Origin of the sequence: Stenotrophomonas sp. SMYL89 (assembly GCF_036319985.1) — a bacterium.
Classification (GTDB): Bacteria; Pseudomonadota; Gammaproteobacteria; order Xanthomonadales; family Xanthomonadaceae; genus Stenotrophomonas; species Stenotrophomonas maltophilia_Q.
Genome location: NZ_JAWIRW010000001.1, coordinates 211,731 through 225,598 on the forward strand (window position 1 = coordinate 211,731; position 13,868 = coordinate 225,598).

The following is a 13,868-nucleotide window of genomic DNA, read 5'->3' on the forward strand; positions in this document are numbered from 1 at the left end:
ACCGTTGGTCCGCACCGACCTGTAGAGCCGAGCCCATGCTCGGCTGCGTGGTGCCGAAGAGCAGCCGAGCATGGCTCGGCTCTACGGTGGCAATCAGAACCGGTAACGCGCCCCCAGCGAGACGAACTGCCCGCGCAGGTTGTACTGGCTGATGTCGAAGCCGTTGGAACCGCCAGCCGGGTCGAACGGCGGGTCCTTGTCGGTCAGGTTCAGCACCGACAGCGACAGCGTGGTGTTGGGAATCCCTTCGTACGCCACGTACAGGTCCAGCTGGTGATAGGGCTTGACGCGGTCGCGCAGGCCCGGATTGCTGGTCGCGGTCGCCACGCGCTGGTCGTAGCCGCTCACGTACTGCAGGCTCAGCGTGCTGCTCCAGTCACCGACCGCCCAGTTCAGCGATGTGGTGCCGCGGGTACGGGGTAGCGCACCGTGACGGTTATTGCCGGCGCCGTCATACGGTGCCTGCCCGGCCACCAGCGGCTGCTTGAAGCTGAGCAGGTGGGTCCAGCTGCCGGCCACGGTGAAGTTGCCCCAGCCCTCGGTGCGGAAGGTGTGGTTGGCGTCCAGGTCCAGCCCCGAAGTGGTCAGTTCCCCCTGGTTGGCGTACTGGTTGGTGATGAACTGGATGCGCCCCTGCGCATCACGTTGTACACGACCGGGGAACAGCGTCGGGTTGTCGACGATGAACTGCGCACTGTCAGGCTTGACCAGGTTGTCCTGCTCGATGCGGTACCAGTCCAGGCCGATGCTGGTATCGCCATCCGGCGACCACACCGCCCCCACATTGAAGTTGCGCGAGCGCTCGGCCTTCAGGTCCGGGTTGCCGGTGCGGATGTTGGTTACGCCACGGCTGCCGCCGGGCTGCAGCGGATCCAGCGGATCGATCACCGAGCCATAGCTGACGGTCTGGCCGGGCGCGATCTCCGGCAACGAAGGTGCGCGGAACCCGCGCGAGAACGAACCACGCAGCAGCAGGCTGTCCAACGGCTGCCAGCGCAGCGCCACCTTCGGCGAGAACGCCTTGCCGAAGTCGTCGTAGTGGTCGCCACGGCCGGCCACCTGCAGTTCCAGCGTGCGGTGCAGCGGCACGCTCAGCTCGGCGTAGGCAGCACTGACCTGGCGCTCGCCGTTGACCACGTTGATCGCCGGGCGCAGTTCGGTGCCCGACAGCACCTGGGCGCTGGTGCGCGCATCCAATGATTCTTTGCGGAACTCCGCGCCCCAGGCGAAGCCGACCGTACCGGCGGGCATCTCCCACAGCGAGGTCGAGGCCTTCACGTTCAACGCGTGCAGCTTGTACCAGCCCGGACGCTTGGTCTGCAGGCGCAGTGCATCCAGCGCGCCCGGCGTGCTGGACGGGTTGAGGAAGTTGTAGCTGCCATCGCGCAGGATCTGCTCGAACGCATAGCGATTGACGAAGTTGTCGACGTACTCGCGCTGTGCACTCTGCGAGGTCAGCGCTGCCACTTCCCAGTCCCAGCGTTCGCCGCTGCCGCGCACGCCCGCCAGGGCACGGTAGAACACCTGCGTGTTGTCCTTCAGGCGCGGGCCGAGGTCGAAGAAGGTGTACTCGAACGGCAGTGGCGTGCTGCCCGGGTTGTTGGGATGGCCGACCGGCAGCACCGCCGGCACGTCGATGAGCGTGCCGGTAGCCGGGTTGTAGGCACGCAGGCCAGGGCCAACGGTCAGCGGCGCACTGAAGATCTGGTCGGCCTTGTTGTGGCTGTACAGCACGTCGGCGAACGCTTCGACACTGTCATTGAAGCGGTAGGTCGCACTCAACGACGCCTGCAGGCGCTCGGCGCCGGGCTGCAGGGTCTTGAACGGCTGCGCGTTGAAGGCGCAGGCCTGGCCGGGCAGGGTGCTGCCGAAGTCGCTGTACGGGCGCAGCTGGCTGCCATCAGGGCAGTTGCCGAACGGTTGCGGCGCGCGCGGGTTGGACAGCCAGTTGCCACCGGCGGTGGACCAGCCGGCCAGGCGGCCGCCGGGCTTGTCTCGGAAATCGCCGCTGCGGGTGTAGGCGCGCTGATCGGCGTCGAGGCGGTCGCGCTTGAGCAGGTCCAGCCCGAACAGCACGTTCCAGCCCTGCTGTTCCAGGTCGCCGAAGCCGGCCAGCAGGTTGGCCTTGCGTTCGTCCAGGCCGCCCTGGGTGGCGGTACCGAAGCCGCCGCCCACTTCCACGCCCTGGAAGTTCCTGCGCAGGATGATGTTGATGACACCGGCGATGGCGTCGGAGCCATACACCGCCGAGGCGCCGTCCTTCAGCACTTCGATGCGTTCCACCGCGCTGATCGGCAGCGCGTTGAGGTCGACGAAGGTATCCTGGGTATTGAGCGCGAAGCCGAAGTTGGACACGCGGTAGCCGTTGACCAGCACCAGTGTGTTCTTCGGCGACAGGCCACGCAGGCCGATCGAGGCCGAGCCGGCGGCGAAGCTGCCGGTGTACTGCTCGTCGAAGCTGTTGCCGGCATTGGCCGACAGGTTGCGCAGCACGTCGGTAAGGGTGGAGCGGCCGGTCTGCTCGATCTGTTCGCGGCTGACGATCTGCACCGGGTTCGGCCCGGCGGTATCGCTGCGCTTGATGTTGGAGCCGGTCACCAGCACGGTGCCGAGGGTGGTGCTGTCCTTGCCGGTGTCGGCGGTTTCAGCGGCGCCGGCAGCGCCGGCGGTAAGGCCCAGCGCGATGGCGCCGGCAAGCAGGTTCAGGGTGGTGCGGTACATGGAAGCGACAACGCCGAACGGGGGAGGAGCCGTCAGTACCGCATGCAGGTACATGCACCTTCCAATGACGAAAGCGCATTCAGTTATACATCACAGGTTCTTAACGAACCAGCTCGGTGGGTGCGGACCGTTGGTCCGCACGCCCCTGTAGAGCCGAGCCTACGCTCGGCTCCACACACTGGCCGGAAAGCAGCCGAGCATGGCTCGGCTCTACAGAACGCAATGTCAGACGATCACGGCCGCAGCAGCACCTTGCCATTGCGTCCCGACCCAGCACCGGCCTTCGCTGCCTGGGCGATATCGTCCAGCGCGAAGATCTGCTCCACCGGCAGGGTCAATTCACCCTGCGCCGCACGCTTCAGCAGTTCGCCAACCAGCCGGCGCTTGTCCTCCACCGCCATCGCCTGACTGACCTTGCTGCCCCAGAAGCCCTTCACCGTGGCTTCCTTGTAGATCAGGCCGCCAGCGGGAATGCGCATGGGTTCGCCGCTCATCACACCGAACGACACCAGCGTGCCGTGGTGCCCGAGCAGGTCGACCAGGTCACCGCTGGCGTCGCCGCCGATGGAATCCACCGCGGCTGCGGCCTGCGTTTCGCCAGTGGCTTCACGAACGCGATCCTTCCAGCCTTCTACCGAGGTGTCGAATACATGATCGATGCCGAGCGCCTGCAACTGCACCACGGCGGCGGCGTTGCGCACCAGGTTGGCCACATGCACGCCACGCGCCTTTGCCAACATCGCCAGCGACTTGCCGACCGCGCCGTTGGCGGTGTTCTGCACGACCCATTGCCCCGCTTCGACATGCAGGAATTCCAGCAGCATCAGCGCACTCAGCGGCATCGCGATCAGCTGCGCGGCCATTTCGTCGGGGATCGCCTCCGGCATCGGAATCACCATGCGTGCCGGTGCAATGAACGCCTCGGCCCAGGTGCCGTGTACCGAGGCGGCGGCAACCCGCTGGCCGATCTGCAGGCCGTCGACGCCATCGCCGAGTGCATCGACCACGCCCAGTGCTTCACTGCCACCGATCGCCGGCAGCGTCGGCTTGTAGCCATACAGGCCACGCACGGTCAGCAGGTCGTGGTTGTGGATCGAGGCCAGCACGGTGCGGATACGCACCTCGCCGGGGCCGGGCTCGGGCAGGGCGGCATTGGCAATGGCGAGGACGTCGGCCGGGTTGCCGAAGGAGGAGTACTGGGCGGCGCGCATGGGCGGTGTTCCGGTGAAAGTTGATGTTGTACCGAACTGGGGACGCAGGGGATGTCGACAAGGCGTCGCCGCTGCAACACGGCATCCTGCGACTGATCGTCGCGACATGTGTTGATTACCGCATATTGTGTTGACGGCTCGGGATATCCCCACTATGTTGTGGCCGTCACTCCCGGTCAGCCGCCGCCGCCGGACATGCAGCAAACGTCCCGCGGCCCGCCCCTGAAGGCTTGCCGTGTCGACGCGGCCGCTATCGCGCGGACCCAGATCGCCCCCACGGCCCGGATACCGGCCGCAGGCGCAGGCCATTGCCGACGACCTGGTGTTCCCGCGCTATGGCATCCCACCCCGACCGCCCCGTGCGCCGGTATCGCGTGCAGGGCCGCCACGGCATCGACCGCCAACGCGCGTGCGAGCCTGGAGTTCCACCACCATGACCGACAGTACCTTCCGCGTGGCCGATCTGGCCGGCGCTGGCGACGCCTTGCGCGCCGGTGGCGAGCGTGTGCCGACCTGGATCACCAAGGAGGCCGGCAACCGCCGCCTGCCGTTCGACGCCGAGCGCCTGCAACGCAGCATCGATACCGTGCACGCCGAGTTCCCGCAGCTGGATGTGAGCGACTACCGCCGCGTGGTGCAGGCGATGGTCGAGCGCAAGCCCAGCCTCAGTGCTGATGACCTGGTCGACCTGCTGATCCGCGAGGCCGAGTCGCGCGTGGACCTGGTCGCGCCGGAGTGGGAACAGTTTGCCGCGCGCATCTACCTGCGGCGGCTGTACAAGCGCGCCAGCCGCAACCGCTTCTACGATGTCAGCCTGAAGTACGGCTCCTACGTGGGCCTGCAGGAGAGCCTGGCTGACCGCGGCATCTACAGCAACGACATCCTGCGCTGCTATTCCAAGGAAGAACTGCAGCAGGCCGGCGAGATGATCGACCCGGAGCGCGACCGCCTGTTCGCCTACAACGGCCTGTACCTGCTGGCCACGCGCTACCTGGCCAGCGATCGCAGCCGTGAGGTCTACGAACTGCCGCAGGAGCGCTGGCTGACCATTGCGCTGTACCTGATGCAGGAAGAGGGCGGGGCTGGTGAGAGCGGCCGCGTACGCCGCATGCAGCTGGTCGGCGAGGCGTACTGGGCGCTGTCCAACCTGTACATGACGGTGGCCACGCCGACCCTGGCCAACGCCGGCAAGGTGGGCGGCCAGCTGTCCAGCTGCTTCATCGACACGGTGGATGACAGCCTGCAGGGCATCTATGACTCCAATACCGATATCGCCCGTGTTTCGAAGCATGGCGGCGGAGTGGGTGCGTACCTCGGCTACGTGCGCAGCAGCGGTGCGCCGATCCGTGGCGTGCCCAATTCGTCCGGGGGCGTGGTGCCGTGGATCAAGCAGCTCAACAACACCGCCGTATCGGTGGACCAGCTCGGCCAGCGCAAGGGCGCGGTGGCGGTGTACCTGGATATCTGGCACCGCGATATCGAAGCCTTCCTCGATCTGCGCCTGAACAATGGCGACCAGCGCCTGCGTGCGCACGATGTGTTCACCTCGGTGTGCGTGCCGGACCTGTTCATGGAGGCGGTCGAGCGCCGTGCCGACTGGTACCTGTTCGATCCGCACGAAGTGAAGAGCGCCAAGGGCTGGTACCTGCAGGACTTCTACGATGAGAAGCGCGGATCGGGCAGCTTCCGTGACCGCTATGCGGAACTGGTGGCCGACGAGCGCATCAGCCGCCGCACGGTGAAGGCGATCGACCTGTTCAAGCGGATCATGCTCAGCCAGCTGGAGACCGGCAACCCGTTCCTGTTCTACCGCGACGAGGTCAATCGCAGGAATCCGAACAAGCACGCGGGCATGATCTATTCCAGCAACCTGTGCACCGAGATCCTGCAGAACATGAGCCCGACGCGGATGATCCAGGAGATCGTCAGCGGCGATCAGATCGTCACCACCCGGCGTGCCGGTGACTTCGTGGTCTGCAACCTGTCCTCGATCAATCTCGGTCGTGCGATCAGTGCGCCGGATGACCTGCTGGCCTCCGATGTGCTGGAGCGGCTGATCCCGATCCAGGTGCGCATGCTCGACAACGTGATCGACCTCAACGCGCTGCCGGTGCCGCAGGCCACGATCACCAACCGCAAGTACCGCGCCATCGGCCTGGGCACGTTCGGCTGGCACCACCTGCTGGCGCAGCAGGCGATCCAGTGGGAATCGCCGGACGCCGAGGCGTTGGCCGACCGCCTGTACGAGCGCATCAACTTCCTGACCATCCAGGCCAGCGCACAGCTGGCCAAAGAAAAGGGCAGCTACCCGATGTTCGCCGGCAGCGACTGGCACAACGGCCGCTATTTCCGTGACCGCGACTATAGCGGTGCCGCCTGGGACGGCCTCGCCCGCGAGGTGGCTACACACGGCCTGCGCAATGGCTGGCTGCTGGCGGTGGCGCCGAACATGAGCACCGCGCAGATTGCGGGTTCCACGGCTTCGATCGACCCGATCTACAGCGCGTTCTACTACGAGGAAAAGAAGGACTTCCGGCGGCCGGTGGCCGCACCGGGCCTGTCGCTGGAAACCTGGCCGTACTACGAGAAGGGCGCCTACAAGGTCGACCAGTTCGCCAGCGTGCGCCAGAACGCGCGCCGCCAGCGCCATGTCGACCAGTCGATCAGCTTCAACCTGTACGTGCCCAGCACCATTCGCGCCAGCACGTTGTTGGAGCTGCATCTGACGGCATGGCGTGAGGGTCTGAAGACCACCTACTACGTGCGCTCCAACGACATCGACATCAGCGAATGCGAGTGGTGCGCCAGCTGATCGCGGCCGCCCTGTAGAGCCGAGCCCACGCTCGGCTCAGACGCGAAGAGCAGCCGAGGATGGGCTCGGCTCTACATCCGCAATGCACGTAATGCGAAGGCAAACGACCATGGCAACCCCGCTCGACCGCATCAAGATCCTCGAACCGCGCCACCCGAACCGCAGCACCGGCATCATCAATGGCCGCACCAGCGGCATCCTGAACTGGAACGACATTCCGTACCCCTCGTTCTATCGGGCCTACAAGGAGTTGTCGACCAACTTCTGGATTCCCGACGAGGTGGACATGAAGCTGGATGCGCGCCAGTACGGCGAGCTGTCCGGGCGCGAGAAGAACGCTTACGACTCGATCATCGGCCTGCTGGCCACGCTGGATTCGCCACAGACGCGCTTCATCTACAACGTGGCCGAGTACATCACCGACCCGGCGGCGCATGCCAACGCGGCGATCATCGGCCAGCAGGAGGTGATCCACAACGAGAGCTACAGCTACGTGCTGGCCTCGATCACCGACCTGCCGAACCAGAACCGCATCTTCGAGATCGCCCGCACGCACCCGACCATCATCAAGCGCAACGCGCCGATCATGGGGGCGTATGACGATTTCATGCGCGAAAAGACCGCCGAGACCCTGCTGAAGTCGCTGATCCAGTCGTCGATCCTGGAGGGCATCAACTTCTATTCCGGGTTTGCCTACTTCTACAACATGGTGCGGCAGAACCGCATGACCGGCACCGGCAAGATCATCAGCTTCATCAACCGTGACGAGCTGGCCCACACCAAGTTCATCAGCGAGCTGATCCGCGCCATCATCGGCGAGAACCCGGAGCTGCAGACCAATGAACTGACCGCGTACGTGCACCAGGCGTTCGAGCATGCGATCGAACTGGAGACGCAGTGGTCCTCGGAAGTACTGGACGGCATCGACGGCATCGATGTCGAGGAGATGACGCGCTACGTGAAGTACCGGGCCAACAAGATGGCCGGCATGCTGGGCATCGAGCGCCTGTATAGCGACACCACCGACAACGTGATGCCCTGGATCAAGGCCTACGCCGACAACTTCACCGAGACCAAGACCGACTTCTTCGAGATGCGCAATGCAAGCTACAAGAAGACCAACGTCGACAACGGGTTCGACGACCTCTGAGCCCAGCGCCGCGCTGAGCATCCTGGTGGTGGTTGCCTCGTTGAGCGGCAACACCCGCGAACTCGGCCGGCTGATTGCCAAACGCTGCCGCGCTGCCGGCCATACGGTGCACTGGCAGGAGGCCGACGACCTGCGCCAGGCACCGCCGCTGGCGGCCGATGAGGCCGACCTGGTGCTGCTGGGCTGCTGGACCGACAACGCCGGGCGTACGCCAGCGGAGATGAAGGCGTGGGTGGCCGGTATTGTCGAGCGCGGCGAGCGGCCACGGCAGCTGGCGGTGTTCGGCACCGGCGAAACGCAGTGGGGGCAGGAATACTACTGCGGTGCCGTGCACCGGCTGATCCACTATTTCCGCAGCGACTACCCGCCGCTGGAGATCGAACAGATGCCGCATGGCGTTCGCCACGCCGAGGCCATCAGTGCCTGGACCGATGCGGTCCTGGCCCACTACTGGAGCAACACCGATGCAGATCATCGACGCCACCACGCCTGAGCAGTTCCAGCAGCTGCTGGCCGAGCACCCGCGGGTGCTGGTGGATTTCCACAAGGACCAGTGCCCGGGCTGCCGGATGCTGGAAATGTCCCTGCACCGGGTAGCCACCAGCAGTGCAGGCCAGGGTACCACCCTGCTGCGCGTGCAGCTGGAGGTGCTCGGCGAGGCGTTCTTCCGTGAGCTGGGGCTGCGGCAGACACCGACGCTATCGCTGTTCCGTGATGGTGACGAACGCACGCGACTGGCCGGGTTCCAGTCGCCGCAGCAGATCGAGGTCGCGATCGCGTTGTATCTGTGAGGCCCGGGTGGTTGCATCGGTAGCGCCGGGCCATGCCCGGCAGCCTTTCGCGGGATCCTGATCTCTGTAGAGCCGAGCCATGCTCGGCTGCTGTTCGCGCGGTGCGCGATGAGTCGAGCATGGCTCGACTCTACAAGCGCATCCACGCATGGCGTGGATCTACCGGGGCAGGGGCCGTCCATTTGGCGTCACCCGCCGCTGAAGGTATCCACCAGCAGCTTCACGTTCAGCACCACGATCACCAGCGCGATCACCCAGGCAATCGCACCCAGCCAGCGCGGCGCCACCAGCGCACCCATCGTCACCTTGTCGGTCACGATCCGCACCAGCGGGATGATCGCAAACGGCAGCTGCATCGACAGCACCACCTGGCTCAGCACCAGCAGCTTCACCGCGCCCTGGTCGCCGAACAGCATGATCACCACCACCACCGGAATGATCGCCAGCGCCCGCGTGATCAGCCGCCGCAGCCACGGCGGCAGGCGCAGGTGCAGGAAGCCTTCCATCACGATCTGCCCGGCCAGCGTAGCGGTCACCGTTGAATTCAGGCCCGACGCCAGCAGCGCCACCGCGAACAACGTCGCCGCCGCGCCCACCCCCAGCATAGGCGCCAGCAGCTGGTGCGCCTGCTCGATGTCTTCCACATCGAAGCGGCCATTGGCATGGAACACCGCCGCCGCCAGGATCAGGATGCTGGCGTTGATGAACAGTGCCAGGGTCAGCGCGAGGGTGCTGTCGGTCACCGCCCAGCGCAGCGCGCTGCGACGGCCCTCATCGGTGCGCGGGTAGGCGCGGGTCTGCACGATGGACGAATGCAGGTACAGGTTATGCGGCATCACCGTGGCGCCGATGATGCCGATGGCGATGTACAGCGCGTGCGGATCGGTCACCACCTGGGCGCGCGGAATGAACCCGCCCAGCACCGCCATCACCGGTGGTGCGGCCAATGCGATCTGCACCATGAAGCAGCCGAAGATCACCATCAGCAGCGCGATTACGAACGCTTCCAGTGCGCGGAAGCCGCGGTTCATCAACAGCAGTACCAGAAGCGTGTCCAGCGCGGTGATCACTGCGCCCCAGAGCAGGGGCAGGTCGAACAGCAGCTTCAGCGCGATCGCAGTGCCGATCACCTCGGCCAGGTCGCAGGCGATGATGGCCGCCTCGCACAGCGCCCACAGTGCCAGGTTCACCGGCTTGGGGTAACGCGCGCGGCAGGCCTGCGCCAGGTCCATGCCGGTGGCGATGCCCAGCCGCGCCGACAGCGCCTGCAGGATCACCGCCATCAGGTTGGAAATGAGGATGACAGACAGCAGCAGGTAGCCGAAGCGCGAGCCGCCGGCCAGATCGGTGGCCCAGTTGCCCGGGTCCATGTAGCCGACCGAAATCATGTAGCCCGGGCCGAGGAAGGCCAGCAGGCGGAACCACCAGTGCCCCTTGTCGGGTACCGCCACCGAGGCATTGAGCGCGCCCAGGCTGGCCGGGGTGGGGCCGAAGGGTCGCGGGGCGCCAGGGTGTTCATGGGTCCGAATATAGCTCCTGCTATAGTCATTAGCAATGTGAAACAATCGTCTTTATCGCGTTACTGGTCCAGAATTCAGTTTCAAACCCGGAGTAGACCGGAAGAACAGGCGCAGGCGTGGGCAAGACCGACGATTCGACATCGCTGAAAAGCACCCCCTTGATCGAGGCCGAGCGCCAGGTCGAGAGCTTCCGCCAAGTGCGCGAGGCGCACCGGATGGAGCTGGTGGAGGACTATGTCGAGCTGATCTCGGACCTGCTGGCCGACGGTGGCGAGGCCCGCCAGGTCGATATCGCCACCCGCCTGGGCGTGGCCCAGCCCACCGTGGCGAAGATGCTGCGGCGGTTGGCTCGTGATGGCTGGGTGGTGCAGCGGCCGTACCGCGGCGTGTTCCTGACCCCGGAAGGCGAGGCGCTGGCGCATGCCAGCCGCCAGCGGCACCAGACCGTGGAGCGTTTCCTGCTGGCACTGGGCGTGGACCCTGATACGGCACGGCGTGATGCGGAGGGTATCGAGCACCATGTGAGCGAGCAGACGCTGGCGCTGTTCGAGGCGTTCGTGCGCAAGGCCGAGGGTGAGGCGCCGTAACGGTAGCGCCGGGCCATGCCCGGCGGCCGTTCGCGCGATCCCGGTTTTTGTAGAGCCGAGCCATGCTCGGCTGCCGTTTGCACGGTGATGGAATGCGTCGAGCATGGCTCGACGCTACAGGTCAGGCGGGCAGCGGGCCTGTACCTGCGCGCACGCCCGTTTCGCCCATTCCTTCAACACCGGCTGCAACCCTTCGTAACGCCGCCCCTGCCAGCCGTTGGCCAGCACCTTGCCGTCGGCATCGATCAGCACCAGATTCGGCGGTGCCAGCCCAGCCAGGGCCTGCAGCGCCGGCATGCGCGCGGCGCGGCGCGGGTCCAGCACCGGCCACGGCATGTCCTGCGCGTGCATGTAGCGGCGCAGCGCGCTCTCGCTCTCATCCAGGCTGACGTACACCACTTCGGTATCGGCGCCGGCCTCGCGCAACGCGTCGCGTACGCTGCGCAGTGTGGGTACGAAGGCATGGCACGGCGCACACCAGTCGGCGCCGAAGTACAGCGCCACCAGCTTCGGCGGCGGCGTCCACTGCATCGGCCGCAGCGAGCGCTGTTCCGGCCGCATCAGCGAGGCCGAGACCTGCGCGTGCAGGTCCGCAGACATCGCCGGCGCGCCCAGCAGCAGGGCACAGGCCAGCAACAACGCTCGTAGTGGCTCAGAACGCATAACGCAGGTTGACGTACCACGAGCGCGCGAAACGCGGCCCGTAGACATAGTCGCTGTCACGCAGCGCGCCTACCTCCAGATCCTTCTGGCGCTGATCGAACACGTTCTTGACGCCCGCGGCCACCGACACTTCCTGCTGCGCCTGCGCGCCCAGATGGCGGTGCCAGCGCGCACCAAGATCAGTGACCAGGAACGAACGCGTACGGTGCAGCTCGCCCAGCCGGTTGTTCAGTACCGACATCGGGCCGGTATGGCGCAGCGCGACGAAGGTCTCCCACGGCTCGGCCGGCATCCAGCTGAGCTGGGCCAGGCCGGTCCAGCGCGGGGTCTTCAGGTAATCGCGGCTTTCGATGACGGTGTCGCCACCATCGCCGGTATCGTCGAAGATGCGTTGCGGTTCGCGGAAGCGCGAGCGATACCACGAAGCACCGGCGGTCAGGCGCCACTGCGGCGAGGGTTGCCAGCCCAGGTTGGTTTCCGCGCCCAGCACGTTCGAGCCGGAGGCGTTGTAGCGCAGCTGGCTCAGCTGGCCGTCATCGCCGCGCTGGATCTCGCCCAGCGCGAAGGTATCGCGGATGCGTGCATAGGACGCAGTGGCATCCCAGCTCCACACCGGATTGGCCGGGTCCGACCGCCAATCGAAGCCGAACAGGGTGGTCAACGCGCGCTCTTCCTTCAGACCATCGGTATTGCGCACGCGCACCTGTTCGCCGCCGAGCGTATCGACGTGCACATCCTCGACGAAGATCTCCGGTGCACGGAAGCCGGTGGCAATGCCCGCCCGCCATTTCAGGTTTGGCGTGGCCTGCCAGGCCAGCGCGATGCGCGGCGAGAACACCGCGTTGTCCAACTCCGAGCTCTTGTCCACGCGTGCACCCAGCACCACGTCGACGTTGTCGCGCAGGCTCCACTCGTCCTGGATGAAGGCGCCCAGGTTGTGGAAGGTGGCATCCTCCAGCACGGCAAGACGCTGGCCGTCACCGGTGCGATTGTCGTCGCGCAGCGCCTCGTGCTTGTACTGCACGCCGAAGGCCAGCGCGTGCGCACCCAACCGCCAGTTCAACTGGCTGTCGATGTAGTGCAGCGGGTTGTGCGTGCGGCCGTACTGGCGCCACGAACGCGAGGCCGCGCTGCCGGCCACGTTGCGGTCCAGTTGCGAAGGGTCATAGCCGGGCGTGGACGGATCGGTGGCCACGTCACCCAGGCCGCCGTAGAAGCTGTCGCGATCGATGTCGGCGAAGGCGTAGGCCAGGCGGAAATCAACGTCGGCATTGATTTGCTGGTCCCATGACACGCTGCCGTGCCGGTACTTCGTATCCAGCGACTCGGCGATGTTGGCCAGGTATTCCGGTTGATCCAGTCGGTTGCCGCCGCGGCGGGTTTCATCGGTCACCTGCAGGTCCAGGCGCAGCCGCGCGCCGGGACTGGGTGCATACCAGGCCTGCAGCCCGCCCACCTTGAGGTTCTTGCGGGTGATCTCGGTATAGCCGTCGCCGTTGTAGTCGATGCCGTTGTTCCAGTTGCGCTGGGCAATCACTGAAAGCCCGGCGTCGGCGTCCTTCGCCACCAGGTCCAGGCGCACGTCGGCATTCTTCTGCGGCGTGCCCTTCAGCACGTCCACACCGGCCTGCACATGGCCGCCGCTGCGTGCAGGCAGCGGCGGAATCAGGTTGATCACACCGGCGACCGCGCCCGGGCCGTACAGCGCCGAGCCACCGCCCTTGACCACTTCGATGCGGTCGACGAAGCCGGCCGGAATCTGTTCCAGGCCATAGACGCTGCCCAGCGTGGACAGCAGCGGAATGCCATCGAACAGCAGCTGGTTGTAGGCGCCGGGCAGGCCCAGCAGCTGAACTTCGCTGGTGTTGCAGTTCTGGCAGTTGCTCTCCACGCGCAGGCCGTTGATCAGCTCGGCGGCACGCGAGAAGTCGGTGGCCGCGCGCAGCGCGATGTCTTCCTTGCGCAGCACTTCGGTGCGGATCGGGACATCGGAGAGCAGGCGTTCGCTGCGGGTGGCGGTGCTGACCTTGACCTGCACGCGGTCCAGCTCGGTCGGCTTGGGTGTAGCAGCCAGCGCGGGCAGAGGCAGGGTCAGGGCGATGGCGGCGGCCAAGGGCAGCCGACGGAAGAGGGGATTGGCAACGGGCATGGGGGCGTCGTCCTTGGGGGAAGAAATGCGGCGAGGGCGACCTGGCTGACGCATATGAAAGCAGTAGCTTATCAACATAGCAATTGCTATATAACGAAGCCGTAGCCATTCCGTGTGGGGCGGCGGTCGAGTCAGATCATGGGGGTGTTATAACATTACACAAAGCAGCGACAACCCTGCCGGTGGTCATGTCGTTCTGGGGCGCTGCAGAGGGTGGGGGTCAGAGCCCGTTCCTGCGGAAAGGGATCCGACCCCGGGCGCCGG

The 13,868-nt window shown here is 65.9% G+C and carries 9 protein-coding genes and 1 pseudogene; 5 read left to right on the plus strand and 5 right to left on the minus strand.

The window, feature by feature from the left end; all coding sequences use genetic code 11:
- Positions 1–93: 93 nt before the first annotated feature.
- Both V3B41_RS01015 and V3B41_RS01020 read right to left on the minus strand, forming a co-directional pair.
- Positions 94–2,775, minus strand: a complete 2,682-nt coding sequence (locus V3B41_RS01015) for a TonB-dependent receptor (RefSeq protein ID WP_329859670.1) — start codon at positions 2,773–2,775, stop codon at positions 94–96.
- Positions 2,776–2,954: 179 nt separating this feature from the next.
- Positions 2,955–3,932 (minus strand): zinc-binding dehydrogenase, encoded by a 978-nt coding sequence (locus V3B41_RS01020; protein WP_197620638.1) that lies wholly within the window; start codon positions 3,930–3,932, stop codon positions 2,955–2,957.
- A 433-nt stretch (positions 3,933–4,365) separates the two neighbouring features.
- Between V3B41_RS01020 and V3B41_RS01025 the strand changes: the two genes are divergently transcribed.
- The 4 genes from V3B41_RS01025 to V3B41_RS01040 all read left to right on the plus strand — a co-directional run bounded on the left by V3B41_RS01025 (position 4,366) and on the right by V3B41_RS01040 (position 8,685).
- The gene (locus tag V3B41_RS01025; RefSeq protein WP_197620636.1) at positions 4,366–6,744 is read left to right on the plus strand and encodes a ribonucleoside-diphosphate reductase subunit alpha; all 2,379 of its coding nucleotides are present in this window, start codon (positions 4,366–4,368) and stop codon (positions 6,742–6,744) included.
- Between the two features lie 109 nt (positions 6,745–6,853).
- Complete coding sequence (locus V3B41_RS01030; RefSeq protein WP_049428423.1) at positions 6,854–7,894, plus strand: ribonucleotide-diphosphate reductase subunit beta; 1,041 nt, start codon at positions 6,854–6,856, stop codon at positions 7,892–7,894.
- A gap of 25 nt (positions 7,895–7,919) precedes the next feature.
- Positions 7,920–8,387: a flavodoxin gene (locus V3B41_RS01035; RefSeq protein WP_080354987.1), complete on the plus strand. Its 468-nt coding sequence runs from the start codon at positions 7,920–7,922 to the stop codon at positions 8,385–8,387.
- On the plus strand, positions 8,359–8,685 hold the full coding sequence (locus V3B41_RS01040) for a thioredoxin family protein (protein ID WP_049428425.1): 327 nt from the start codon (positions 8,359–8,361) through the stop codon (positions 8,683–8,685). The genes V3B41_RS01035 and V3B41_RS01040 overlap by 29 nt, the downstream gene beginning before the upstream one ends.
- 188 nt (positions 8,686–8,873) lie before the next feature.
- On the opposite strand, the pseudogene V3B41_RS01045 reads toward V3B41_RS01040, so the two are convergent.
- Positions 8,874–10,204: pseudogene (locus V3B41_RS01045) on the minus strand (Nramp family divalent metal transporter).
- 117 nt (positions 10,205–10,321) lie between these two features.
- On the opposite strand from V3B41_RS01045, the gene mntR reads away from it, so the two are divergent.
- Positions 10,322–10,792 (plus strand): manganese-binding transcriptional regulator MntR, encoded by a 471-nt coding sequence (mntR, locus tag V3B41_RS01050; RefSeq protein WP_006372477.1) that lies wholly within the window; start codon positions 10,322–10,324, stop codon positions 10,790–10,792.
- A 114-nt stretch (positions 10,793–10,906) separates the two neighbouring features.
- On the opposite strand, the gene V3B41_RS01055 is transcribed toward mntR, so the two are convergent.
- Both V3B41_RS01055 and V3B41_RS01060 read right to left on the minus strand, forming a co-directional pair.
- Positions 10,907–11,455 (minus strand): thioredoxin-like domain-containing protein, encoded by a 549-nt coding sequence (locus V3B41_RS01055; RefSeq protein ID WP_329859675.1) that lies wholly within the window; start codon positions 11,453–11,455, stop codon positions 10,907–10,909.
- Positions 11,445–13,604 carry a TonB-dependent receptor gene (locus V3B41_RS01060; RefSeq protein WP_197620634.1) on the minus strand — a complete coding sequence of 720 codons (2,160 nt, stop codon included), beginning with the start codon at positions 13,602–13,604 and terminating at the stop codon, positions 11,445–11,447. The genes V3B41_RS01055 and V3B41_RS01060 overlap by 11 nt, the downstream gene beginning before the upstream one ends.
- Positions 13,605–13,868 lie beyond the last annotated feature (264 nt).

Bases quoted from the DNA above. Each gene is read 5' to 3' on its own strand.
- V3B41_RS01015 (WP_329859670.1), bottom strand. From the start codon at position 2,775: ATGTACCTGCATGCGGTACTGACGGCTCCTCCCCCGTTCGGCGTTGTC.
- V3B41_RS01020 (WP_197620638.1), bottom strand. From the start codon at position 3,932: ATGCGCGCCGCCCAGTACTCCTCCTTCGGCAACCCGGCCGACGTCCTC.
- V3B41_RS01025 (WP_197620636.1), top strand. From the start codon at position 4,366: ATGACCGACAGTACCTTCCGCGTGGCCGATCTGGCCGGCGCTGGCGAC.
- V3B41_RS01030 (WP_049428423.1), top strand. From the start codon at position 6,854: ATGGCAACCCCGCTCGACCGCATCAAGATCCTCGAACCGCGCCACCCG.
- V3B41_RS01040 (WP_049428425.1), top strand. From the start codon at position 8,359: ATGCAGATCATCGACGCCACCACGCCTGAGCAGTTCCAGCAGCTGCTG.
- V3B41_RS01055 (WP_329859675.1), bottom strand. From the start codon at position 11,455: ATGCGTTCTGAGCCACTACGAGCGTTGTTGCTGGCCTGTGCCCTGCTG.
- V3B41_RS01060 (WP_197620634.1), bottom strand. From the start codon at position 13,604: ATGCCCGTTGCCAATCCCCTCTTCCGTCGGCTGCCCTTGGCCGCCGCC.